This window comes from Peptoniphilus sp. BV3AC2, from assembly GCF_000478945.1.
GTDB lineage: Bacteria > Bacillota > Clostridia > Tissierellales > Peptoniphilaceae > Peptoniphilus_B > Peptoniphilus_B duerdenii.
The window spans coordinates 38,686-63,148 of sequence record NZ_AWXD01000031.1; the positions used below are offsets into that span (position 1 = coordinate 38,686).

The 24,463-nt window shown below is 32.5% G+C and carries 29 protein-coding genes and 2 pseudogenes; 3 read left to right on the forward strand and 28 right to left on the reverse strand.

Features of this window, described 5'->3' with window-relative positions; translation table 11 throughout:
- Positions 1 to 88: 88 nt before the first annotated feature.
- The 9 genes and pseudogenes from HMPREF1252_RS07840 to HMPREF1252_RS07875 all read right to left on the reverse strand — a co-directional run bounded on the left by HMPREF1252_RS07840 (position 89) and on the right by HMPREF1252_RS07875 (position 8,272).
- Complete coding sequence (locus tag HMPREF1252_RS07840; RefSeq protein WP_023060204.1) at positions 89 to 589, reverse strand: hypothetical protein; 501 nt, start codon at positions 587 to 589, stop codon at positions 89 to 91.
- 404 nt (positions 590 to 993) lie between these two features.
- A pseudogene (locus HMPREF1252_RS07845) lies at positions 994 to 1,197 on the reverse strand (sigma-70 family RNA polymerase sigma factor); the annotation flags it as partial.
- 220 nt (positions 1,198 to 1,417) lie between these two features.
- On the reverse strand, positions 1,418 to 2,620 hold the full coding sequence (locus HMPREF1252_RS07850) for an ATP-binding cassette domain-containing protein (RefSeq protein WP_238318198.1): 1,203 nt from the start codon (positions 2,618 to 2,620) through the stop codon (positions 1,418 to 1,420).
- Positions 2,532 to 2,840 (reverse strand): ATP-binding cassette domain-containing protein, encoded by a 309-nt coding sequence (locus tag HMPREF1252_RS09970; protein ID WP_023060169.1) that lies wholly within the window; start codon positions 2,838 to 2,840, stop codon positions 2,532 to 2,534. Before HMPREF1252_RS09970 ends, HMPREF1252_RS07850 begins: the two co-directional genes overlap by 89 nt.
- A complete protein-coding gene (locus tag HMPREF1252_RS07855; protein ID WP_023060141.1) occupies positions 2,828 to 3,523 on the reverse strand; it encodes an energy-coupling factor transporter transmembrane protein EcfT in 696 nt (231 codons plus the stop codon). Before HMPREF1252_RS07855 ends, HMPREF1252_RS09970 begins: the two co-directional genes overlap by 13 nt.
- Positions 3,510 to 4,100: an MptD family putative ECF transporter S component gene (locus HMPREF1252_RS07860; RefSeq protein WP_019118518.1), complete on the reverse strand. Its 591-nt coding sequence runs from the start codon at positions 4,098 to 4,100 to the stop codon at positions 3,510 to 3,512. Before HMPREF1252_RS07860 ends, HMPREF1252_RS07855 begins: the two co-directional genes overlap by 14 nt.
- 10 nt (positions 4,101 to 4,110) lie before the next feature.
- A complete protein-coding gene (locus HMPREF1252_RS07865; RefSeq protein ID WP_023060132.1) occupies positions 4,111 to 5,844 on the reverse strand; it encodes an ABC transporter ATP-binding protein in 1,734 nt (577 codons plus the stop codon).
- Position 5,845: 1 nt separating this feature from the next.
- Positions 5,846 to 7,576, reverse strand: a complete 1,731-nt coding sequence (locus tag HMPREF1252_RS07870; RefSeq protein WP_023060120.1) for an ABC transporter ATP-binding protein — start codon at positions 7,574 to 7,576, stop codon at positions 5,846 to 5,848.
- A 57-nt stretch (positions 7,577 to 7,633) separates the two neighbouring features.
- A complete protein-coding gene (locus tag HMPREF1252_RS07875; RefSeq protein WP_023060156.1) occupies positions 7,634 to 8,272 on the reverse strand; it encodes a TetR/AcrR family transcriptional regulator in 639 nt (212 codons plus the stop codon).
- A gap of 295 nt (positions 8,273 to 8,567) precedes the next feature.
- Here HMPREF1252_RS07875 and mobC point away from each other — a divergent pair, with 295 nt between their 5' ends.
- Positions 8,568 to 8,924 carry a plasmid mobilization relaxosome protein MobC gene (mobC, locus tag HMPREF1252_RS07880; RefSeq protein ID WP_000370325.1) on the forward strand — a complete coding sequence of 119 codons (357 nt, stop codon included), beginning with the start codon at positions 8,568 to 8,570 and terminating at the stop codon, positions 8,922 to 8,924.
- Position 8,925: 1 nt separating this feature from the next.
- A pseudogene (locus HMPREF1252_RS07885) lies at positions 8,926 to 9,135 on the forward strand (endonuclease); the annotation flags it as partial.
- Between the two features lie 131 nt (positions 9,136 to 9,266).
- On the opposite strand, the gene tnpA reads toward HMPREF1252_RS07885, so the two are convergent.
- The 19 genes from tnpA to HMPREF1252_RS07975 form a co-directional block, all read right to left on the reverse strand.
- A complete protein-coding gene (tnpA, locus tag HMPREF1252_RS07890) occupies positions 9,267 to 9,722 on the reverse strand; it encodes an IS200/IS605 family transposase (RefSeq protein ID WP_023060178.1) in 456 nt (151 codons plus the stop codon).
- A gap of 472 nt (positions 9,723 to 10,194) precedes the next feature.
- Complete coding sequence (locus tag HMPREF1252_RS07895; RefSeq protein WP_019124342.1) at positions 10,195 to 10,887, reverse strand: MBL fold metallo-hydrolase; 693 nt, start codon at positions 10,885 to 10,887, stop codon at positions 10,195 to 10,197.
- Positions 10,878 to 11,267 (reverse strand): cytidine deaminase, encoded by a 390-nt coding sequence (locus HMPREF1252_RS07900; RefSeq protein WP_001041171.1) that lies wholly within the window; start codon positions 11,265 to 11,267, stop codon positions 10,878 to 10,880. The genes HMPREF1252_RS07895 and HMPREF1252_RS07900 overlap by 10 nt, the downstream gene beginning before the upstream one ends.
- Positions 11,268 to 11,312: 45 nt before the next feature.
- Positions 11,313 to 11,837: a phosphotransferase gene (locus HMPREF1252_RS07905; protein ID WP_001176020.1), complete on the reverse strand. Its 525-nt coding sequence runs from the start codon at positions 11,835 to 11,837 to the stop codon at positions 11,313 to 11,315.
- 216 nt (positions 11,838 to 12,053) lie between these two features.
- Positions 12,054 to 12,785, reverse strand: coding sequence for a 23S rRNA (adenine(2058)-N(6))-methyltransferase Erm(A) (gene erm(A), locus HMPREF1252_RS07910; RefSeq protein ID WP_021934625.1), 732 nt, complete (start codon positions 12,783 to 12,785; stop codon positions 12,054 to 12,056).
- Positions 12,786 to 12,842: 57 nt separating this feature from the next.
- The gene (locus tag HMPREF1252_RS10105; protein WP_017771940.1) at positions 12,843 to 12,968 is read right to left on the reverse strand and encodes an erythromycin resistance leader peptide; all 126 of its coding nucleotides are present in this window, start codon (positions 12,966 to 12,968) and stop codon (positions 12,843 to 12,845) included.
- A gap of 225 nt (positions 12,969 to 13,193) precedes the next feature.
- Positions 13,194 to 14,456, reverse strand: a complete 1,263-nt coding sequence (rlmD, locus tag HMPREF1252_RS07915) for a 23S rRNA (uracil(1939)-C(5))-methyltransferase RlmD (RefSeq protein ID WP_023060114.1) — start codon at positions 14,454 to 14,456, stop codon at positions 13,194 to 13,196.
- Positions 14,453 to 15,271: a S1 RNA-binding domain-containing protein gene (locus HMPREF1252_RS07920; RefSeq protein ID WP_023060179.1), complete on the reverse strand. Its 819-nt coding sequence runs from the start codon at positions 15,269 to 15,271 to the stop codon at positions 14,453 to 14,455. Before HMPREF1252_RS07920 ends, rlmD begins: the two co-directional genes overlap by 4 nt.
- Positions 15,258 to 15,872 (reverse strand): hypothetical protein, encoded by a 615-nt coding sequence (locus HMPREF1252_RS07925; RefSeq protein WP_023060200.1) that lies wholly within the window; start codon positions 15,870 to 15,872, stop codon positions 15,258 to 15,260. Before HMPREF1252_RS07925 ends, HMPREF1252_RS07920 begins: the two co-directional genes overlap by 14 nt.
- A gap of 24 nt (positions 15,873 to 15,896) precedes the next feature.
- Positions 15,897 to 17,504 (reverse strand): CTP synthase, encoded by a 1,608-nt coding sequence (locus HMPREF1252_RS07930; RefSeq protein ID WP_023060202.1) that lies wholly within the window; start codon positions 17,502 to 17,504, stop codon positions 15,897 to 15,899.
- A 124-nt stretch (positions 17,505 to 17,628) separates the two neighbouring features.
- Positions 17,629 to 18,630: a tRNA (adenosine(37)-N6)-threonylcarbamoyltransferase complex transferase subunit TsaD gene (gene tsaD, locus HMPREF1252_RS07935; RefSeq protein ID WP_023060138.1), complete on the reverse strand. Its 1,002-nt coding sequence runs from the start codon at positions 18,628 to 18,630 to the stop codon at positions 17,629 to 17,631.
- Entirely contained in the window at positions 18,611 to 19,057 is a 447-nt protein-coding gene (rimI, locus tag HMPREF1252_RS07940) for a ribosomal protein S18-alanine N-acetyltransferase (RefSeq protein WP_023060102.1), read from the reverse strand. Before rimI ends, tsaD begins: the two co-directional genes overlap by 20 nt.
- Positions 19,042 to 19,704 (reverse strand): tRNA (adenosine(37)-N6)-threonylcarbamoyltransferase complex dimerization subunit type 1 TsaB, encoded by a 663-nt coding sequence (tsaB, locus tag HMPREF1252_RS07945; protein ID WP_023060164.1) that lies wholly within the window; start codon positions 19,702 to 19,704, stop codon positions 19,042 to 19,044. Before tsaB ends, rimI begins: the two co-directional genes overlap by 16 nt.
- Entirely contained in the window at positions 19,698 to 20,150 is a 453-nt protein-coding gene (gene tsaE, locus HMPREF1252_RS07950; RefSeq protein WP_023060116.1) for a tRNA (adenosine(37)-N6)-threonylcarbamoyltransferase complex ATPase subunit type 1 TsaE, read from the reverse strand. Before tsaE ends, tsaB begins: the two co-directional genes overlap by 7 nt.
- An 8-nt stretch (positions 20,151 to 20,158) precedes the next feature.
- Complete coding sequence (locus HMPREF1252_RS07955) at positions 20,159 to 20,680, reverse strand: nitroreductase family protein (RefSeq protein ID WP_023060161.1); 522 nt, start codon at positions 20,678 to 20,680, stop codon at positions 20,159 to 20,161.
- A 2-nt stretch (positions 20,681 to 20,682) separates the two neighbouring features.
- Positions 20,683 to 21,261: a xanthine phosphoribosyltransferase gene (locus tag HMPREF1252_RS07960; RefSeq protein ID WP_008901948.1), complete on the reverse strand. Its 579-nt coding sequence runs from the start codon at positions 21,259 to 21,261 to the stop codon at positions 20,683 to 20,685.
- 15 nt (positions 21,262 to 21,276) lie between these two features.
- Positions 21,277 to 22,413 (reverse strand): toxic anion resistance protein, encoded by a 1,137-nt coding sequence (locus HMPREF1252_RS07965; RefSeq protein WP_023060190.1) that lies wholly within the window; start codon positions 22,411 to 22,413, stop codon positions 21,277 to 21,279.
- Positions 22,406 to 23,212, reverse strand: a complete 807-nt coding sequence (locus HMPREF1252_RS07970) for a 5-bromo-4-chloroindolyl phosphate hydrolysis family protein (RefSeq protein ID WP_023060206.1) — start codon at positions 23,210 to 23,212, stop codon at positions 22,406 to 22,408. Before HMPREF1252_RS07970 ends, HMPREF1252_RS07965 begins: the two co-directional genes overlap by 8 nt.
- 62 nt (positions 23,213 to 23,274) lie before the next feature.
- Positions 23,275 to 23,544: a hypothetical protein gene (locus HMPREF1252_RS07975; protein ID WP_023060210.1), complete on the reverse strand. Its 270-nt coding sequence runs from the start codon at positions 23,542 to 23,544 to the stop codon at positions 23,275 to 23,277.
- A 159-nt stretch (positions 23,545 to 23,703) separates the two neighbouring features.
- Between HMPREF1252_RS07975 and HMPREF1252_RS07980 the strand changes: the two genes are divergently transcribed.
- Positions 23,704 to 24,336, forward strand: coding sequence for a hypothetical protein (locus tag HMPREF1252_RS07980; protein ID WP_023060196.1), 633 nt, complete (start codon positions 23,704 to 23,706; stop codon positions 24,334 to 24,336).
- Positions 24,337 to 24,463: the final 127 nt, after the last annotated feature.

The following is a 24,463-nucleotide window of genomic DNA, read 5'->3' on the forward strand; positions in this document are numbered from 1 at the left end:
TTTATGTTTCTTCCTAAATTTCGATGTATTTTACATATCCAAACAAAAGCTCACTATCCATTTTGATAAATGACCCGAAAATTCATCTTTATAATATCCCAACAATCAAAGCCTGAACCGCCGCTACAAACGGTATAATTAAAAACGGAGTAACTACAAAATGTTCCATGATTGCCAAATGCCTCATCCAGTTACTGAATTCATAATCTGGATGTCCCTCTGTCCCCTGAATGACGATTTTATCCTTATATTTCCCTTGGAACAACAGACAATCCAACAAAAAGAAATCTCCTAAGTTTAATATGCTCCACTGAATATAGCCCATCCAAAAAAGATTCCAAAAACCTGAAATTCCAGTATGGAAAAGACTTGCTGCTGAATATATGAAACAAATCCCGCAAATTACAATTGTTATAATGAAATTTATATTTTTCTCTTTTTTTGTCATCTGTTCAGGTGCAGCTTTCTGAATTGCCTTTGGATAAGAATCAAAAAAGTATCTTGGATTAATAAGTACCAAGACTGCCACTGCACCGTTAAAGATTGCGGCTATTGCAATCCCGTCCAGAATCGCTCGTATATAATCCATAAAACTATCTCCTTAGCAAATTATATTCTTTGTCGCCTCTTTAGTCCCAATCCACTTTTCTCCCTTTATGATTTCGCTCATTTAGGTTCTCCTCACTTACGCAAATGTGTACGCAATATTCTAACGAGCATTATACCAGATAGCTTGTATTTTTTTCAACGGTTTAAGTGTTTTTATATCATTTTGCGTGGTGGCTAAGATAACTACAACAGTTCTATAGTCTCAATATCTCCAAAACCACCTCTGACAACATTTCTGTAGTCTCAATATGGCAAAAAGCAGTTCTGTAGTTACCACCCTCTATTTTCCAGTAGTCAGAAATGTTGTCAAAAGGTCTAAAAAAAAGATTCCAATCATTTGCCCAAACCGGGACAGTTCTTCGAAATCCCTTGATTTCAAGCCTTTTTTATACAGTTTAGTCCTTCACTCTTGACATCAAACAGACAGTCTCCATCGTGATCCAATGATGAAAAAGGTAATACGCAGTGATCTCTATCTTTCTTATAAAGATATTTTTCACGCTCTTTCATCTTCCAGTAGGCTTTGTAGACTTCTTCACTTACAGGTACGGCTTTTCCTTTCACATAAAGGTAATATTCTTTTGTCATTTATGTTTCCTCCATTCTTTTTTTGTCTTTATGTTCTCAGACAAAAAAAGAGGACTCCTGCTCTTGGGCATGGTTAATCCTCTAAAATGAAAGAAACTATTTTTAATATAGATTCTTTTTGGATTTGCTATATTATTTTTAACAGATATATTATATAAATATCGTCTTTCGATGTTTAAGTCTATTTTCTCCTTGTTTTAATATATGATAAGTTGAAATATTACATTTGCTCAATAAATTCAAATATTTTTTCTTCATTATTAAATAAGACAAACCTTTCATAATTATTTTTATCTAGAGTTAAAGCAGAATTACAACACTTAAAAAGAAATTCCAAATCATGAGTTATAATAACTATTGAAATCTTTTTAGAATACTCATTTATAAGCTTAGCCATAATTTCCATATTCTTATAATCAAGTCCTGATGTTGGTTCATCTAATATGATTACTCGTCTATTTGATAGAAAAGCAGTAATTACAGCTAGCCTTTGTTTCTGACCTCCTGATAATTTTTGAGGATGTGATGTTCTTTTATCCCAGAGATTTATTTCCTTTAAAAGTTTTTTAATTTCTTCTTTATCAGATGATATAGACAGAAGTTCATTTTCAACTGTATCTAAAAATATTTGTGAATCTACATCCTGCTGGACTAGGTAAGAATTTTTTAGTCTTTCTTTTTCTCGTACACCTATACTTGTATCTTGATTTTTTCCAACAAGTCCAGTTATTATTCTTGATAGAGATGTCTTACCCGATCCATTTTTCCCAAGTATTCCTAAAACTTCTCCATTCTTTAAATCAAAAGAAATGTTTTCTAAAATGCTTTTCTTACCAACACTTACATATATATTATTAAAAAATTCTACAGAATCTTTTTCAAAAAAAATTCTTTCAGTTTTTAAGTTTCTTTCTTCTAACGTCCTAAGTCCTAATTCTTTGGCTAGATTATTATTAAAATTTTCTCTTGTAAAAATTTCATTGATTGTTGCACCTTTCATAAACACAATTCTATCAAATAAGTTTTTTAGATAATAAAGTCTATGCTCGGCTACTATTATGGTTTTACCCATAGATTTTAATTCTTTTAAAATCTCTTTAAAGCTTTCAATAGAATCATAATCTAGATAAGAAGATGGTTCATCAAAAAATAAAATTCTACTATCTTGAATAAGAGCTGAAGCAATAGCTACTCTCTGTCTTTCTCCTCCTGATAGTGAAAAAATAGATTTATCAAGCAGTTTTTCTATTTTAAGCAATTTACTTATAGACTCTATCTTTTCTATAATCAAATCTCTTTTAATTCCCAAGTTTTCTGCCCCTAAGGCAATTTCATCATAAACATTTGTACAAAAAAAACTGATCTTTGGGATTTTGAAAAACAATGGATAAAATTTTTGAAAGTTCTCCTTTATTATATTCATTTATATCTCTTCCTAAAATTTCAACCTCTCCATCTAATTTTCCTTCATAAAAGCTTGGAAAAAGACCCGTAATTATTCTTATTAGTGTGCTCTTCCCACAACCAGAATTGCCTGTTAATAAAATAAACTCTCCATCTTTGATATTAAATTTAATATTTTTTAAATTCTTATTTTCTCCATAAGAAAAAGATTTAATATTAACACTAATCACATTTTCCATAGACTTGCTCCTAGCATAATAACTGTGCTAACCCACATAAAATAATCAAATTTTGAAAATTGCAAATTATATATGGATGTCTTTTTACAATCTATTTCAATCCCCTTTAAAATAATTGAACAGGTTAATACATCGCTTATTTCAAGACATTTATAAAGTAAAGGCACAAAATAAAGCTCAAAAGTCTTTATTGGGTGAAATATACTAGTCTTAAATCCTCTTATCTTTTGTCCATCTTTTATTTCTTGGAGTCTTATTTTTATTTCAGGTATAAACCTAAAGAATAAAGCAATAGGAAGTCCAAAGCTTGTAGGCATTCCTCTATTAGTAAAAGAAGCTACAATAAAAGATGCCGAATATAGACTCATGACTCTTGCCATAATAAATATAGGAGCGTAAAGAAATATAATTCTAAGCATGAGATATATCGAGCCAATAAAGACACCACCCAAATATTTTTCTAAAATCCTTATTAAAATAAAAATTACAATCAAAAATAAAGTAAATTTAAAACTTAACTTTAGTGAATAAATGGATAATGATAATAAGCTTAATAGTAGACATGTAATATAAAAAGCTTCATCTCCTATTGTGAGTATTATAGAAAAGATTATAATTAGCCCAATTATAGTAATTGGGCTAATTACTTCCTTTTTCTCTTTTTTACTTTTAACCAAGAACACTTTTTTTATTCCTACCAGCAAAAAACTTATTATAGATATATGATCCAAATTTTGCACCAATGATTGATGCAATTATGGAAATAACAAAACAAATTCCAATATTTGCAGGTGTGTAAAAGTTTCTTAAAAAGTCAAAGTAGTCCGCTCCCATCATTTCAAGCATCGCCTTAGATTTTGAAAAGAAAAACACAATTATCATAGGATGAAGTGAATATACAAACATACCCGCTCCAAAAGCAAGACCAACCTTACTATTGCCTCTATCATAATTTTCACTACTTCCCACTACAAGTTCAGCTAATATTCCAGCAATGGTATTTATAATTATAATAGGCCACATCCCCATAAGAGTGTAGAATAGTCCTATCAAAAAGAAATATAAAAATGCGGTCCCCCTCACCTTTACACTCCTTGCCAAAATTACAAATACTGGCGCTACTACAATCGTAGCAAAGGCGCAAGACAAATATAAACTAGGCATTACACCTAAAGCTCCTGTAGCATAACCAAGTCCCATTGTTAACACAAAACCTATAACTGAAAAAACAGCAATTTTTACAATATTTTTTAAATTCATTTTCTCCTCCTTATTTAATTTTCCAATTTTCAGCTTTTTCTCTGATTTTAATGAAATCAGAATATATACCTTCTTCTTTAATTAATTCGTCATGTTCACCTTTTTGAACAATTTGACCCTTTTCTAAGACGATGATTTGATCAGCGTTTTTTATGGTATTTAATTTATGGGCTATCATAATCACCGTCTTCTCTTTCATTAATGAGTTAATCGCAATTTGTAATTTGTCCTCATTTTCTGGATCAACATTTGCAGTTGCCTCATCTAAAATTATAATTGGTGCATCTTTAATAATTGCTCTTGCTATTGATATTCTTTGTTTCTCACCTCCCGAAAGATTAGCACCCCCTTCTCCTATTACTGTGTCATATCCCTTTGGCAAAGCCATAATAAAATCATGACACGCAGCTTTTTTTGCAGCATTTATGACTTCCTCATGACCTGCATTAGGATTTCCAAATTTTATATTGTTTTCAATAGTATCATTAAATAGATATACTGATTGAAAGACTATGGAGATATTATCCATCAATTCTTCTAAACTAATATCTTTTATATTTACTCCACCTATTGTAATATCTCCACTATCTACATCCCAAAATCTAGCAATGAGCTTTGATAGGGTTGTTTTCCCAGCTCCTGATGGTCCTATAAATGCCACAGTGGTTTTTTCAGGAATTTTAAAAGATACCTTATCTATTATTTTTTTATTTCCATAGGAAAAAGAAACATTTTTAAATTCAATATTTCTTTTACTTGTTAACTTTAGACCAGCCTTCGATTTCATCTCACTAAGCGACATAATATCATCAACTTTATCAATAGAACTTGCTACTATTCTTAGCTCTGACATTGAAGATCCTGCCTCCTGAATCTGAGAAAATATCATATAAGACATAATCAATGTCATCAAAGAGTTTGTTAAATTCATAGTTTGATCAAAATAAAATCTAATAGCCAAATACATCAATATAAATGATGCAACATTTAAAATTAGAGAAGAAAAAATTGTATAAGGAGTAAATCTTCTCTCTACTTCTAAATTAGTTTTTTTACTCTCAAAAATAGCATCTCTTGTGTTTTTATCTCCCTTACCCGTTAAATTAAATGATTTAATAACAGGCATGGCTTGTATATGTTCTAAAACTCTATCAGATAAATTAATTTGGGCATTGGCTCTTTTGGGAGCAACTTTAGCTGAAACTTTTTGCATTCTATTACTAACATAAAGGTATATTAATGTTGCTATTGCAACTACAATCCCAATTCTAATATCAAAAACAAAAACCATGATAGTAAAAACAAAGGCTGTTAAAAATCCAGTAAGCATGGTTATGAGAATTGAAGGAACAGTGTTTTCTGTTTCGCTTAGCCCTGTTGTTAATATCCCTGAAATATTTTCCATTTTTGAATTATTTAGTAAACCCATTGGAATTTTTTTCAACTTATCTGTCATTTTAATTCTTGCATTTGCAACCATAAAATAACCTGCATGAGTTTGTCTTAACTGTGCGTAATAATTTGTTATCATTCGTCCAAAAATAGATGCAAGAATAATAGCAAAAGCCATTAAGGATGTTCTTAATTTTTCTCCATTATTTACAACACTTAACAAAATAAAGTAAACTGCTCCCATTTGCAAAACATAAAAGAATGCATGAATTACTGATACAACTAAAGATTTATTTAAGTTTGACTTCTCCTTAGCTGAAAACCTCCAAATTTTACTTAAGGTTTCTAACATATTAATCCTCCTTTCCTATACTTGTTTTCCAAAGCTTCTTATAAGTCTCTGAAGAATTTAGAAGATCTTCATGCTTACCAGAGTCTTCAATTTTTCCATTATTTACTACAAAAATCTTATCCGAATCTTTTATTGTATATAATCTGTGTGCAATCACGATTACAGTTTTATTTTTAATTAATTCATTTAAAGAATTTTGAATTAAATATTCATTTTCTGGATCCATATAGGCCGTTGCTTCATCAAATATAACTATAGGGGCATTTTTTAGCATTGCTCTAGCTATAACGATTCGCTGCCTTTCGCCTCCAGAAAGACTTTCACCTTGTTTTCCAACCCTAGTTTCATATGCATTTTCCAAATGAGATATAAATTCATGACAGCCAGCTTTTTTTGATATCTCCTCAACTTCTTTATCGCTCGCCTTAGGGTCACCCATTCTTATATTTTCCCTTACAGTATCATCAAATAAAAAGTTGTCTTGGGACACAAAAGAAACCTGATCATAAAGCTCTTCTAAAGGAATGTTTTCATAAGGAATATCGCCCATCTTAATCTCACCCTTCTTTACATCCCAAAATCCTGCAATTAATTTTGCAATAGTAGATTTTCCGCCACCTGACAAACCTACAAAAGCATTTTTAGTTCCTTCTTTTATTTGTAAGGAAATATCTGATAAGATTTCTTGACCATCTTCGTACTCGAAACTCACATTATTAAGCTCTATATCATGATTTTTAATAACAATTTTTTCTTCACTGTGAATTTGCTCAGTCGCATTAAGAACAGACTCCACATTTTCTACTAAAGTGCCTACTTGAGCTCCTATAGTTGTAAATCTCATCATAGTATTTAGTAATCCTTGTAAGGAAAAGGATAAAATTATGGAAAGTAGATATCCTGTTAAGGATAAAGATCCATTCTTATAAAAGATATATCCCAATGGAAGTATAGCAAGAAGAGTAGTTGGAGTGATTGCTTTTGACATTGACATTCCAAATTGAGTTTTTGTCATCCAGTCATAATAATATTTAGCATTAGCATAAACTTTGTCGGTAATTTTTTTATAAGTTTTATCCGTCTGATTATATGACCTTATCACTTCTAACCCATTTACGTATTCTACAAGAGAAGAATTCATTTCTCCTCCGATTTTCATCGCACCAGCAAAATTATCTCCATAGGATTTAAAAACACTTACCATAAAAAACATACCTATTGGAAATGATACGAGGGATAAGAGTCCCATTCTCCAGTCTACAAATAAAAGATATAAAAATACAAAAACAGGACCTAGTAAATTTGCTGTCATTTCAGGGAACATGTGAGCAAGTGGACTCTCCATACTTTCTACCTGATCAACTATTTTTTGCTTAAAAGCTCCACTTGGAGTTTCGCTTATTGTTCCAAGAGAAAGTTTAGGAAGTTTCTCTATCATTTTTATCCTAATATCAGCAAGTATAGAAAAAGTAGCCTTGTGGGAAATAGAAAGAGACCATGCATATAATAAAGTTTTTAAAGCATAACCAAGTAGTCCAATTAAACACCATAAGATATAGTAATTTTTATCAGTATCATTTGATATAAGTCCTTCAGCAATTTTCCCTCCACTTATAAAGGGAAGTATTCCAAAAATAACTCCAAGACTTGCGAGTAGCACTGACAGATTTAAACTTGCCCTATGATTGTTCGCCAATATCATTAGTTTTTTAAATTGATTTTCTTTTTTCATAATTTCCACCTCCATAAAAAGATAACTTAGTTATCATATTTTTAAAAAAATTAAGGATTATAATCCCCTAATCTTTTTCCAACCATCATTAAAAAATCCCGCTATAATCTTTGCATTATGAATTGCTTCTTCCTTACTATTAGAATGTACTACTAATTCTGATAGTGCATAAATGTAAGCATGGTTTATAAGATGTAGTCCCTCATCAGTAATAACGCTCCTATATCCATTCTTATAAATTAGATTTAAAATTTTTTTATGATTTTCATCTTCAAATCCTATAATTTCATCAATAAAGTTCTCGTATTTTGTACCATATGAAGAAAAAATCAAAAGCTCAAAAATATCTTTATTATCATAAAAGAAAGATACGGATTTTACAGATGCTTCTTCTTTCATTTTCAGTATTTCTAATAACTTATTTTTACTTAGCTCTTCATTAGATTCATAAGTTTTAAGACTTTTGCCTTCATAATTTTTATAAATATCAAGAATCTGACTTGCAAAAGGTTCTACCAAATTTGTAAACAAATTTTCCTTATCATCAAAATGACGGTAAAAAGCTCCTGTAGTTACCCCAGCTTCTTTGCAAATCTTTCTTAAGTTAGATTTCTCATAACCATCTTTTAAAAAGTTTTTTATACCACTTTCTAAAATTTTGCTATGAGTAGCATCATACCCACTTAAACTTAACACTCATTCACCTTCTTCCTACTACAAAATCCAACTATGATAACTTAGTTATCATTATATATACTCATCTTCTTTTTGTCAATACGAACAGTAGAAAATCATACTTAAGTATGATATAATTATTAATAATTAAATACACGCTTAACGCTTATAACTTTAATAGCAAGCACAGTAAGTGAGTACCCACTTACGAAAAATTGATGAAGCAGAACCTTTATGGACTGCTTCTTTTTTTATCAATTTTACCTTGTTAGGGAAAACCCTAAGACCCCGATATTTTATGATAAGGAGATATACTATGGATAATAGAAAAAGAAATAATCAACTGAAAATATATTTAACAGATGAAGAAAAAGAAATCTTTGAAAAGAAAATGAAACTTGCTAATTGTAAAACTATGTCCCACTTTCTTAGAAAGTGTGTATTAGAAAAAGAAATTTATGTAGTAGATTTAGAACCATTTAGAAACCTACAATGGCTACTTTCAAATGCAACAAATAATATAAACCAGATAGCAAAGGCAACTAATACAACTGGTGTTATTTACAAAAATGAAATTGAATCAATGAATAAACAGATAGAAAAATTATCAAGAGAAATATGGCAGATCCATTCACTACTTCTTAACAAATCAAAAGAAAGTTCTGGTGATTAGTATGGCAATTACAAAAATACATCCTATAAAATCAACCCTAAATTTGGCAATAGATTATATTACTAAGAGTGAAAAAACTGATGAAAAAATTTTGGTATCTTCATTCAAATGTCATCCATCTACTGCCAATATTCAATTTTTGAAAACTCGAGAAGATAATGATACTAAAGGTAAAGTTTTGGCTAGACATTTAATTCAATTTCTTCTACCAAAATAAAAAAATATAAACAGAATAAAAATCCACCGGCGTAGCCGGTGGTTTTTCTTATGCGGTCCAAAGGACCTTTTTTACTAGCTGCGCCTCAAGGACGCCTGTGGTTTACCACTTGCAATTTCTACTTGCTAACCCCTAAAGGGGTCTACATTATCCATTGTTATTTGTCCACTTAGTTCATCTTCTTTTAGTTGGTTTTTTATATATTCTTTTATTGCTTGTGTATTCTTTCCTGCCGTATCTACATAATATCCTCTGCACCAAAATTGCCTTCCTCTGTATTTGTATTTTAAGCTTCCCCATTTTTCGTATATCATTATGCTACTTTTCCCTTTTAAAAATCCCATGAAACTTGATACACTTAGTTTTGGTTGTATCTCTAGTAGCATATGCACATGGTCCGGACATACTTCTGCTTCTATTATGTTTACTTCTTTCCAATTGCATAATTCCCTTAGTATTGCTCCTATTTCTAATCTCTTACTTCCATAAAATACTTTTCTTCTATATTTCGGCGCAAATACTACATGGTATTTACAATTCCATTTTGTGTGTGATAGACTATGCGTATGCGATAAATTCATTAAAATTCCTCCTGTTATTTTTGTGTTTTGGTAAACCACTTTTTTTATTTTAACATGGAGGTCTTTTATTTGTTTTTCATCGCTAAAGCTAAACGGAACCCCCGGTCTAACCGGGGGTTTTCAAATTACAAAAAAGAGCAGCCTTTTAAGCTACTCTTGTAGAAAGTACAAAATGAGTTAATTATATTTTTGTGTTTCCTCATACCAGCCCAAAAACTACTCTCACGTCCATGTAGTTTTTTTGAGTCTTTTTGACATATCCTTCTTCATCTTTATCAAAGACAAAATGCTTGTAAAACTGCTTAAAATGCAGGACTTCTAAATTTACATCTTTTGTATCAACGCTATAGCTTCAACATGGCTTGAGAGGATAGAATGAATGTCATTTGAGTGTGTCCGTTCTCGGGAACATATCCACTGCGTTTTTGGGGCTATCGGTAGACGGGAACATATCAATACACCTCATGGATTATTATTTTAGAATGGATTTTAAGTAATCTAATAAATCTGATTTAGTTAGAGGCTCTGCATGACTTAAAATACAATACTTACAGTCGAAACTTTCTATCAAATTTGTTAATGACATTAATTTTTCTTTATCCATATACCCATCATCGTAGAAATCCTCGCTTGTTGAATCTCCCAAGAACAATATTTTTTCCTCAGGAATATAGATAAGCACCGTATCTTCCGAATGGGGTGAAACCGTATGAAAAATCATTGCGGTTATTCCACCGAGATTAAGGGTAAGCTCTTTTTCAAATTGGATATCCGATAGAACGGCAATAATTCTTTTATTATCTACATATTCTCTAGCTAGGCACTCATCATCATTTATCAAAAATTTTATATATGCACTGTCAGATAGTTTGGCTCTTTCCTGTTTCAAAAACTCGTTGGTTTTATGGTGTGCAATGGACAATCCGTGAATTTTATGCATTCCAAAGGTATGGTCCCAGTGCCAATGAGTGATGACAGTAAAATCTGGCTTCTTTAGGTCCTCGATTTCTAGGGATTTATAAAATTCATCAACATGGTCTGCTGAATTTCCTGCATCAATGGCAAGTGCAATTTTATCTCCATTTAAGTATGCCAACATAGGCCTATCAGTTTCTGGTTGATGTGGATAATAAAAGACCCTGCTAGTTATCTTTTTCAGTTCCATTTGCCATCCCACCTTTCTGGTAATAAATCTTTCAGCAACACTTCTTCCATTTCAGGTAATACAATTTGGGTCTCTATATTTTGATTATCTATCTGTGCAATAAACTCTCTGCACCTTCCACATGGTGGAAGTATACTCCCATCTTCAAATACAGCGATAATCCTTTTGATTGCAGTTTCATTGTTCTTTACCATTTCAGCAATAGCTGACTGTTCAGCGCATAAGCCAATAGAACAGGGCAAGTCAATGCATATTCCTGTAAAGATGTTACCGCTATTTGTCTCCAACGCGCACGCAACATGCCCTGAAGTTCCAAAGTTCCGTAACTTTTTATGATTAATTATACTGAAAGCAATTTGATATAATTCTTGTTTATTCATTTTCTTCTCCAATATTATTTAGCTTAATAATACGTTATTCTTTTTTCAAAACACTAAGTTATTCAGTTCACCATCAAGAACTTTTATAGTTTCATTTCTTTCCTTATCCTCTTGATTGTCATATAAAAGTTGTTCAATAAACTCCCATATATCTTCTAGTTTACGTCTAATATGATAGAATAACAAAGCATCCGTATTGATTAAAAAATCTTTGTGTAATTTCAGGTATATGTTCATAAATACATCATAATATGGCTTATCAACAAAAAACATGAGATCAGCTTTTACTGGAGCCAATTTCAAGCCTTCCCAGTCAATTAGAACTAACTGCTCATCCCGTTGCATCAAGTTCCAATTATGAATATCTGTATGGCATAGGGCCATTTTAGGATTACTTCGTCTTAGAATCTCCGACAGTCCTTCAACTCTGTCAATAGATTGTTCAAGGGGTTTTATGTGTGCCCCAAGCAAGCATTTTAAGTCCATGGGAAGACTGGCGCATTCTTTACGCAATACTTGTTTTAGCTGTTTCAGAAATGGCAAGCTAAAATCTTCCCTAATTAGTTGCACATATACCTACTATATCAATAAATTTTGAGTTATCATTGACTATATTAGTTGCTATTATCAGAATAGTCGTCGATAACTATATTTTCGTGCAAATATGCAAATAAGTAAAATGATAGTTATGTTATATCATAATAATTGAAAATAATAGAATGCATTTTTCAATGTAATAAGATTAAGCGTTCTCTTAAAGTTAGAGAACGCTTAATTATTTTTAATTTATTGAAATAATTTGTAACTATTGAAAACAGACAAAAATTGTTCATTGGATAATTTATCAAGATCAGTAACATTCGCATGCTTCAGCACCTGTCTTAATTGATTTTTAGTAAAAAGAACATTATATTCCCTGTTTACCCATTTATAAACGAAAAATCTATACTTTTTGTAGTCCTTCTTTAAAATAAATGGTTTATGCCTTTCAAGTACAATCAATACAGAATCTACATTAGGCTTAGGGTGAAAATATGCTCGTGGCACTTTTTTAAGAATTTTTATATCCATTTCCACCATTAACAGCAAACCTAAAGCTCGTTGGGTATTTTGCAACCTTTTAGCAAATCCCCTCTCTACAATAAGGTAGCTATATTTCGCTTGACTATCAAAAGCAATCTTTTTTACAATATCAGTACTAATATTGTAGGGAATATTACCAAATATTTTATAGTCTGTATTTTTAGGAAAGCTAAACTTCAAAATATCCTCATGAATAACTTTTATATTCTGAAAAGGTTCAACTGCTTTTTTCGTGGCATGACATAAACCTTCATCAATCTCTATAGCATTCACCCGTTGACTCATTTCCACAAGTTCCTTGGTAAAATGTCCTTTTCCTGACCCAATTTCTATTATTTTATCTTGTTTATTGATATTCGTATATTTTAATATTTCCTTTACATGCTTTTTAGATGTAATGAAATTTTGCGTATTTTTCGGGTTTTTCTGTTTCATTATAACCTTCTCCTTGCCGGTTATAATGAACTAATCTTAAGAGCTCATTATAACCAATTATTTTTGGTTTGGTTGATAATGAAATCTCTCAATAACAAATATAGAAAACATACCCATACCTTTACCTCCTTTAATTTTTTTCATTATAAATGAGATAAAGTAATATCTACTACTGCAATACATGTACACATATTTAACTCCTCCTTATGCAACTGATTATATCACTTTTAATTTCTCTATTCAATAAAGTTCTGTGCTAATCTACCTCACCCTATGGATTTTTAATCCCGAAACATCAAATGTCATCTGTCAAATGCCCTATTTAAAAGGGTCAAAAAACGGTATTTTTTAGCCTGTTTTTGACCCAATTTTCGTACTCAAACCACTACATGTTGTGGTTGACTCCTATTATTCCTTGTCCAAACCACAATACGTCATCAGAATTGCTGCTTCAACGTGGCTTGAGTGGCTGAACATATCAACTGGTATTATTTTTTCTATTTTATATTTTTCTCCAAGGATTTTTAAGTCTCTTGCCAAGGTGGATGGATTACAGGATACGTAGGAGATTCTTTCTGGGTTTAGTTTTATTATTGTTCGTAGTGCTTCTTCTTTTGCGCCTGCTCTTGGCGGATCTAGTAGTACTTTATTCACCGTATATTTTTCTAGTTCTTCTGTTAGATCTTCTACTTTTCCTTGGGCAAATTCTACGTTTTCTATTTCGTTTAGTTCTGCATTTTTCCTTGCGATTTCTACTGACCCTTCAAAGGATTCTACTGCTACTACACTTTCAACTTGTTCTGCCATTTTTAGTGATATGGTTCCTATGCCTGAGTAGAGATCCATGACTTTATCTTCTTTTTTTAGTTCTAGTCCTTCTACTGCAAGGTTATATAAATTTTCTACTTGGTATGGGTTTACTTGTAAAAATGTGCCCGGTTCCACGATGAATTTGTGATCTCCGATTTTTTCATACATCTGTTTTGCTTTATATATTTCGCGAAGTTCATATCCGTAATGATTTCTGGTTTTATTTATATCTTCGTAAACCGAGATTACTTTTAAGTCTAGGAGTTTTTCTAGTAGGTTGTTTTCTTTTTTTAATCCAGCTTTGGTGCCAAGGATTACCATCATTTCGCCTTGGTAGTTTATTCGGATTATTACTTGTTCTATGGAGGAGAGTCCATTCCAATTTTTAAGTATTTTTACTACGTTTTTTATTTCTTCTGGTGCGATTTTGCAGTCGTCTATGTCTAGTACTTCGTGAGTTCCTTTTTTAAAGTAGCCGATTTTTTCGTCTTGTACTTTTAGCTGTACTATGTTTCTGTATCTGAGTGGCTTTTTATTTTCTACTGTCGGTTCTACTTCTTTATTGATCTTACCTATTCTTCTTATGGCATTTTCTACTTTAGATCTTTTCCACTCTAGTTCTCTTTTGTAATCCATTTCAATCAATGGACATCCGCCACATTCACTGCTATATGGACATGGACTTTCTATTCTATATTTTGATTTTTCTATAATTTTTAAAATTTTGCCCTGTTTTTTCTTTTCGTTTGTGACTACATATTCGACTTTGTCGCCGATTAGTCCTCCGTCTAGAAAATAGACTCCATTTTCTTTTACGATGCCCATTCCATCATGGGAAAGGTCAACTATTTCTGCTATCATTCTTTAAGCTCCAGGCTGTGATCTGTTATTTCTATCATTTCCATTTTGTATAGTGTGCCTACTGCTCTTTTGAATGCTTTTTTAGATAGTCCTGTTACTTTTTTTATTTCTTCTGGGTCTGATTTATCTCCCAAGTTTAGTTTGCCTTGGTTTTCTTTTATAAGTTCTAGGATTTCTTCTGCATCATCTTTTCTTTGTTTGTATGCGTAATCTCTAAATGTAAGGGTGATCTTGTTGTCTTTTAATATTCTAAGTATTCTAGCTTCGATGCGCTCTCCTACTGTGTGGGCTCCCTTTAATTCTTCTTTCGGGATGTATCCGTCATACTCGTCATAGATTGCTACAAATGCTCCGTAATTTCTATCTATTGCGTAGATGGTTCCTTCTACTCTGTCGTTTACTCTGAATTTATCATTTCTCTTTAGATGATCTCTTAGATTCATAGTTACGCAAAGTCTTCCTCTGTCATCATACATGTAGAATAGATATTTTCCTTCTACAAATATTCTTCCGTTTACTTCTTTAAATGGTAGGAATATATCTTTATCAAGTCCTATGTTTACAAAGTATCCTACCCTTGATTTTGCTACTACTTCTAACATGCCAATCTTACCTACTGTTAGGTATGGCGTTTTAAGTGTTGCTATTAATCTATCTTTTGAGTCTTTATATAGAAATGCTTCTACTTCTCCATCTATTTTTAAATCTTTACTTTCGTTGTTTGGTAGTAGCACCTTTTCATTTCCATCTGTCAAGATTGCTCCGTGGGGCGACATTTCTTTTACTCTTAGTTTCTGTATCTTACCTAGTTCCATCTTTTCCCTCCATCTCTCTAACTATTAGTTCTCCATAGTCAAAGGTTGTTTTCAAATAATCTTCCAATGCACCATAGTACATATTTGTCGGTTTTAATGCCAACAAACTGTAGTATGTAAAGTCTGGATACTCACCTAGTTGAAAGACTACTTTTTTTGCTTCGCTTTTGGATTCTAAGTCGAAGTACTGGGTCAGTAGTATTCCAAGCTTCACTGTCTCTACATTGGTTCCAAGCTTCATAAGTTTGGTTGCAACTCCTATTAATGCATCTTCTTCGTATGTGTTAAATCTAAAATATAGATATTCAAATGAATTTATAAGCTCCAATGCTCTCTTATCTTTTAAATATTTATCTATATTTTCTATTTCTTTTTCATCACTTTTAAATTTTGTAATTAAATTTAAAAGTTCGTCTGCTTCTCTTAAGTTTTTATCTTCTTTTCCTGTTAAAATATTGTATTCATATTCTCCGAATCCAGGTAGGCTGTAATGTTCTATAAATTCTAGTCTGTACTCTGGATCTTTCAATGAGTTTAAGATTTCTTCATATATTGGCTTGTTATCAATATTTTCTGCTTTCTTATAAAAAAATTTAAACATATTCTCCTCAAAAAAAGGCAAACCTTAGTTTGCCTTAGATTTTTCAAATGCTGCTTTTACAAATCCAACAAATAGTGGGTGTGGTCTATTTGGTCTTGATTTAAATTCTGGGTGGAACTGGCATGCTACATAGTATGGATGATCTTTTAACTCAATTATTTCTACTAAGTCTAGATCTTCATTTATTCCTACAAATTGAACTCCAGCTCTTCTTAAATCTGATCTGAATTTATTGTTGAATTCGTATCTGTGTCTGTGTCTTTCTACTATCTTATCTTCTCCGTAAAGTTTTTGAACTTTTGAATCCGGTTCTAATAGACAGTCATAGTTTCCGAGTCTAAGGGTTCCGCCTAGGTTTTCAATTCCCTTTTGTGAATCCATAAGGTCGATTATTGGATAGGTTGTTTTTGCTTCTACTTCTGTGGTGTGGGCATCTCTAAATCCTAGAGCGTTTCTAGCAATTTCTATAAGTCCTATTTGCATTCCAAGGCAGATTCCAAAGTATGGGATATTGTGTTCCCTTGAATATCTGCTGGCTTCTATCATTCCTTCTAAACCCCTTGAACCAAATCCTCCTGGTACGATGATTCCATCTACATCTGATAGATATTCATCTGAGTTTTCTTCTGTTAATTCTTCTGAGTTTATCCATTTTATTTCTACCATCAATCCGTTGTCCCAACCTGCATCTAGTAATGCTTGTTGAACTGATAGGTATGCGTCGTGAAGTTCTACATATTTACCAACTAGAGCAATCTTAACAGGTTTGTCGGCAGTTTTAAATCTTTCCACCATCTTTGACCATTCGCCTTTGGATTCTGGTTGGTTTCCTAGATCTAATTTTCTAAGGATATAGTTATCTAGTCCGTTTTTGTGAAATACTAGTGGTACTTCATAGATAAATTCTACATTTTCTGATTGAACGATGGCATCCACTGGAACGTCACAGAATAGAGAAATTTTATTTTTAATTGATTCTGTGATTTTTCCATCGGATCTTACGATTATTACATTGGTCTTGATTCCATTGCTCATAAGTTCCTTAAATGAGTGTTGGGTCGGTTTAGTCTTTAGTTCATCTGACCCTGGGATTTGAGGTACCAATACAGTGTGCACAAATAATACATCTTCTTTTTTATTTTCTGCGTGAATCTGTCTTATTGCTTCTAGGAATGGAAGGGATTCTATATCTCCAACTGTTCCACCGATTTCTGTTATAACTACATCCGCTTTAGATTCTTGCGCTGCTTTATATACCGCATTTTTTATTTCGTCTGTTATGTGTGGAATTACTTGTACAGTTGCTCCGTTGAAGTCTCCACGTCTTTCCTTTTCGATTATTTTTGCGTAGACTTTTCCTGTGGTTATAGATGCTCTCTTAGTGAGTTCTTCATCTATGAATCTTTCGTAGTGGCCAAGGTCTAAATCTGTTTCCGCTCCATCTCTAGTTACGAAGACTTCGCCATGTTGGTATGGACTCATGGTGCCCGGGTCAATGTTTAAATATGGGTCGAATTTTTGCATAAATACTGATAGACCTCTGTCCTTTAGAAGTCTTCCGATGCTTGCTGCGGATATTCCTTTTCCTATTCCTGATACTACTCCGCCTGTTACAAATATAAACTTACTCATTTGAACTCCTTATTAATATATCAATTTTTATCTGTACAAAAAGAAAAAATTGGCAATGTGAATTGCCAATATGAAAAAAAACTTTATGTGTTTTCTTTTATTCTATTTAAAAATTCTTATTTTGTCAAGAATTTTCTAGACCTAAATTAGGCTTGGCAGTTACATTATTTTCATAATTTCCAGATTTATAATCATAGTATCCAGCGGATGCAATCATGGCTGCGTTGTCTGTACAAAGTATCTTTTCCGGATAGTAAACTTTATATCCATGTTCCTTTGCCGCCTCTTCCATTCTACGTCTTAGTTCTCCGTTTGCAGATACTCCTCCTGATAAGACTATCTTGTCAAGATTTCTCTCTACTGTTAGTCTTATAGTTTTTTCTACAAGCACATCTATTACCGCATCTTGGAATGATTTCGCCACATCTTCAATCCTGTAAGTTTCATTTTTCTGCTCTAGGTTGTGAAGATGATTTATAACAGCAGTTTTAAGTCCGCTAAATGAAAAATCATATCCGTCATTAATCATGACCCTTGGATAATCATAGATATCTTTTCCATCTCTTGCAGCCTTTTCTATTTCCGGACCTCCCGGATAGCCAAGTCCAAGTACTCTACTTATCTTATCGTATGCTTCTCCCGCTGCATCATCCAATGTTCTGCCTATTAATTTAAATTCTGTATAGTCTTTTACATCTAAGAGATAGGTGTGTCCTCCACTCACCACCAAACATATAAATGGTGGTTCCAACTCTTTGTTTGAAATATAGTTGGCGCAGATATGTCCCATCATGTGATTTACTCCAACAAATGGTTTGTCAAGAGCATACGCCATGGTCCTTCCTGCACTCAGTCCAACAAGAAGAGCTCCTATAAGTCCAGGTCCTCTCGTAGCACAAATTATATCTATATCATCGTAGGAAATATTTGCTTCTGTAAATGCTTCATCTATAACTTGGGATATAGCTTCCACGTGTTTTCTAGATGCAATTTCAGGAACAACTCCGCCATATTTTTTATGAACATCTATCTGTGATGCAATTATATTGGATAACACTTCTCGCCCATCTTTTACAATGGCTACAGAAGTTTCATCGCAGGATGATTCAATTCCCAGTGTTAACATTTTTCCTCCACATAATTATGGCATCCTTGCCATGTTTATAGTAATTCTTTCTAATTCCAGATTTTTCAAATCCAAGTTTTTCATATAGTTTTATCGCACTGTAGTTATCGTATCTAACTTCAAGTGTGGTGTCGTATCCAAATGAATCCGTAATGTCGAAGAAAGATTTTAAAAGCTTTTCTCCGTACCCTAAGTTTCTGTAATTTTCGTCGATACAGATGGAGCCTATATGAAATTCCTCGTACATCATTATAACGAGCATGTAACCGAAAACTTTTTGATTTTCTATGACCAATGTTATATTTGTTCCCTTTGCCATTTCAAGTAGAATTGTCTCGTAGCTCCAAGGTTCATCGAAGTTTTCATATTCCAAACTCATTATTGTAGGTATGTCTTTTGCTTCAGCACGCCTTACTCTTGCTTCCATTGTCTCTCCGCTTGGGAAACGTTCAAATAGTTTGGAATAAGTGTAAAGTAGTTGTCGCTTCCTTCTTTTTTATATTTAAGCTCTCCGAGTTTTGCAAGATCCGTTGGAAGAATCTCTGTGGTAAATGCAAACTTCGCCCCAAGATTTTCTTTTAGAATTTCTGCACTTTCTCCCACCAAGATTGTGTCCTCATCTATAAATTTTCTAATCTCTTCAAAACTTGCTAGGCTGTCTTCTTTTATATTTTCTATCACTTCATCTCCAGAAGTTCTATACACTCCGAAGAAGGCTCTTTCTCTTCTCGCGTCGATTATTGGAATGATCTTGTCACTATTTTTAAATCCAAAGGCATATGCTTCTAGTGAACTTACTCCAACTATTGGAATATTTAATGTTTGAGCAAATGTCTTGGCAACTGTTAGTGCAATTCTAAGTCCAGTGAAAGATCCTGGTCCAATTCCGACTACGATTAAATTCACATCTTTTATTTTTAAATCTTGATACTTAAGTGCATCATCCACCATGTCAATTAGAGATTCAGAGTGAAATTTAGTTCCTGTGAGAGTGATATTTGCTACATTTTCTCCATCTTTTATAAGTCCAACACAGGCTGTCTTGGAACTTGTATCCATTGCTAAGGTCAACATGACATGAGCACCTCCATTACTTCATTCGATTTTTTACCATTTGGTTTAAAATCAAATTCTCTTCCAGTTTCAGAAATTTTCTTAATATATATATAAAGTGTGTCTTCTGGCAAAAGTTCTTTTATTTTATCCGCCCACTCAATTATACAAACTCCATCGGAAAATAGATATTCATCAAATCCCATGTAGTCCGCATCGATTCCATCTAATCTATAAACATCAAAATGATAGACAGGAAGTCTTCCCATATATTCATTGATTAAATTAAATGTTGGACTTGTCACCACATCATCCACTCCTAATCCAAGGGCTATGGATTTTGTAAATGTGGTCTTGCCTGCTCCGAGATCTCCTTCAAGTGCGATTACCTGTCCTGGGTTTAAAATTGAACCCAGTCTTCTGCCAAGAGATTTTGTTTCTTCTAATGATTTCGTAGTAAACTTCATAGCCGCCACTATTTATCAAATCTGACAAAATCTTTTATTTCTCTATGGTTTTTAACTGCAGGTTCCTCTGCAGGATGACCTATTCCGATTACACATTGTATATCGAATTTTTCAGGAATATCAAATTCTTTTAAAAGATATTCATAGGTAGTGGTGTTATCGTCATACATTCCAGCAACTACATTTACCCAGCATGAACCTAGTCCTAGGTCGTGAACTTGAAGCTGCATGATTGTAGCAGCGATACATTCATCTTGAAAATATGTGGCTGATGCAAGTTCCTTATCTCCGAGAATCATTATTGCAACATCACATTCCCTTAAGAAATCTGCTCCGACTTTCTTCATACGAGCGAGTTTTTCTAAAGAATTTTTATCTCTAAAAACATAGTAATGAACAGTATCTCTATTGCGAGCTGATGGTGCTGTAAGTGTAGAATTAAGTATAGTTTCTAAATCTTCTTGTGATACTTTTTCTCCTGTAAATTTTCTAATTGATCTTCTATTCTTTGCCAGTTCGTTAAATTTCATTTCTATCTCCTAAATTCTATTTTATTATCTTTAACTGAATCGATTATTGCCAGAGAAAGAAGGTCATATCCATCTTCTCTAAGCGCATCTCCTCCGCCTTGGAATCCCTTTTCAACCGCAACGGAAAGTCCGCATATATGAGCAGATGCTTTGTTTGAAATGTCAATTAGTCCTCTTAGGGCTTGACCTTCTGCTAGGAAGTCATCGATTATCAAAAGTCTATCCCCTTCATTTAAATATTCTTTTGAAACTGTAATCGTGTATTCTTTGCCAGTTGTGTAGGATTTAACTTCTGAGGTATAGACATTACTTCCAATATTTTTCGTTCTTTGTTTCTTTGCAAAGACTACTGGAATTCCGTTAAAACTTTGAGATACAACAGTTGCCAGTGCAATTCCAGATGCTTCGATGGTCAAAATTTTATTTACCTTTTTACCAAGAAAATGGGCGTACATTTCGTCTCCCAATTTTTCCAAAAATGGTATATCAAGTTGATGGTTTAAAAATGAATCCACCTTTATAATCTTTCCATCATCGAGAATCTTTCCATCTTTTTTTATTCTTTCTTCAAGTAATTTCATTATCTTTTTCTTTCCTTATCTTTCTTTTGTAGCGATTTCAATTAGAGATTTCTTTAGATCGCTCTCTAATTTAACCATTTCTTGTTCCGCTTCTCGTCTCTTTGCTCTGCCTTCGATTTGAATATTTCTAACTTCGGATAGAGCTGAGATGAGTTGTTCGTTTGTGTGTTTTAATGTTTCTATGTCCACTACTGATCTTTCTGCTTCTCTTGCAGTTTCTACAGTAGCCATTTTTAAATTATCTGCATTCTTCTTTAGAAGTTCATTGGTTAGATTGGTTACATCTTTTGTAGCCTTTGCAGCCTGTCCAGTGTGTGCTGCAGAAAGGGCAAGTACCATTTGTGATTTCCAAAGCGGAATGGTATTTACGATTGTAGATTGAATCTTCTCAACCATTACTGTGTTTGACGCTTGAATCATCCTAATTTGTGGAGCCATTTGAAGAGCCACAGTCCTAGTTAAATCTAAATCGTGAATTTTTTTGTCGAATCTATCTATGGATGATTGGAAGTCACTTAACTCTTGGGCATCTGTTGGCAAGTTTGAACCGCTTGCTTTTTCTATAAGTGCTGGAAGTTCTTTTGTCCTAGCTTCTTCAAGTTTTTGTCTACCAGCCATTATATACATAGATATTTCTTTGTAGTAACTCTTGTTTAAATCATACATTTGGTCTAGGTTTGCAATGTCTTTTAAGAGTTGGACTTGATGATTTTCAAGGACTTTTGCAATAGTGTCCACATTGGTTTCTGCCTTTTCATATTTATTTTTAAGATTCATAATCTTGTTGGTATTTTTCTTAAAGAAGGCAGTGATTCCCTTTTCTTTTTCATCAATTTCGAAATTTTTAAGTTCAGAAACCACATTTGAAAGAAGATCTCCCACTTCGCCCAAATCTTTAGTCCTTACGCTGTTTAAAGTCTTTTCAGAAAATCCTGCTATCTTGGATTGAGCTCCTGCTCCATATTGAAGAACTTGGTTGGAATTTTTTAAATCTATTTTTTTAGAAAATTCATCCACCATCTTTTGCTCTTCGTCGGTTAGAGTTACTTCAGGCTTTACTTTTTCTATTTCATTTTCTATTTTTGTAATTTCTAGTACAGGTTCTTTTGCTTCTTCGTTTTCATCTAAGGTTAATTTAATTTCGTTATCCATTTATTTCTCCTTTAAAATCATTATCTAAGAGACCTTCCTGTTTAAGCATAGTGGTTAAGACAGTTATGTCTGAATTTATATCCATTGCTACATTTCCGTATATTTCATTAAGTAACTTTAAGAATGCTTCGTCTATGGTTGAAATTGTCTTTTCTATTTCTGCCATCGAATTCTTTTGAGATTCTGTTACAACCTCCGATTCGCTAAATTCATTGTACCTCTTTAGAAGTGAAACAGTCGTCGGTAAGTAGTAGTCCATAAACTTGGAGAGTTCTTCTATTCTTTCTGGGTCTTTTTTAATTTGTTTAAATATTTCTCTTACTATGGATAGAAGTTTAGTCACATCGGTTTGAATATTTTCAGGAAGTCTAGGTAGGTAGGCAGCAATCTCTGTAATGTAGCTCTTGCCAATTTCTAATGCTGAATCAACCTTGCCTTCTTCTAAGTTTTCTTCATTTTTATTTCCGATGTAGATGTCTTTGTAATTATTCTTATAGACTTCGTAGGTCTTCTTATCCAAAATAAATATGGAATTATTTTCTACAAGCCTTGCTTCTTTGAAATAATCCTTCTTTATAAAATAGGTCAAATCCTTTATAACCGTTTCTGGCTCAACCGCTGCACAGGAACATAGGTCGTCGATGGTTACAACAGTATTATTTCCTAATTCGCGTAAATATTTTTTATATCTAAGTGCTCTATTCTTTGCAAGTTTACCCCATCTTTCTAGTACAAATCCAGCCGCAAATGAAGAGATCGCTCCGATTGCCAAAGTAGGTTCTTCAAAAAAACCAAACATCAAGGTTACTCCAGTGAACATACCTGCATAGCCAGTCCATTTTGCAAATCCTGCTGCAGTATTTATAGATGGATTTTGTACTGCATACTTTTCCCTTCTCGCTGGTGGTAAATCCTTTTATTTTTATAAGAATTTAAAATATAACTTATGGAGCTTCTTACTCCTTCGATGGCAGAGTCCACAGATTTTTGCACGAGAGTTGAGATGTCTGAGTAGTCACCATCGTCTATCTTTTTATTTATTTCATTTATAAATTCTTTAGAATCTTTTAAATTTTTTTCTTCATCTATAGAATTTACGATATCTCGAATGGATACCCTGTATTTTTTCATTTTATCACCTATTTAAATTTTACCACAAAGAACTATTCATAACTAGATTTAACCATTCAATAAGCCCTATAAACTGTAAAAATTTAATATTTGGAGCTTCTTCTTAGATATTATATTAAAATTTTATATGATATAATTATTTTAATTGAAGGAGGTACTATGAAAGTATTTAAATATAATTTGAAACTTAGATCTAATGATTTAAATATAGTAAGAGATTTCGTAGCTCGTGGTGATTTTAGCTTCCACAATCTATCTAAAATAATCATGACCTGTCTAAATTGGACCGGAGAAAAACAAATCACCTACTTTATAGAATCATCAAAAATAGAAATTACAGATTCTAGAATCGAAATACCAAAGACCATGGGTATAAATTTTAAATCCGATAGAGACTCTATCTGTGAAAATTTCCTAGATAAAGGCAGCAAATTTGTAATGATCTACGGAGATGAAACTCCTTTTGTGTTCGATATAGAAGTTGTAGATGTCATCTATGATTATGAAAAAGAGGCTGAGCTTTTAAATTCAATTGGCAAAGAACCAGTCGAATCCTGCGAAGGCGAAAGAGAATATATGGAAATTGTAAGTATTTTAAATAATCCAGATGATTCTAAGTACGATGAAACTATCGAATGGATCGGCAAAGATTATCTAAATAATACTTTGTCCATTGAAAGTATAAATGAAAATTTTGAAAATTTTGATCTTATTCTTGATGAAGAAAATGAAGTAGAAGATATGTCCGACGATTCAGAATATAGTTTCGATATTTTTAGCGACTTAATGTAAAAAAATATTTTTTTAAAAATTATTTGATATGGTATTGAATAATCGTATTAATATGTTAAAATATAACTATCTCATTCTTTTTTTTAAAATATAAAGTGTGCAAGGGAAACCTTGCATATTTTTTTAT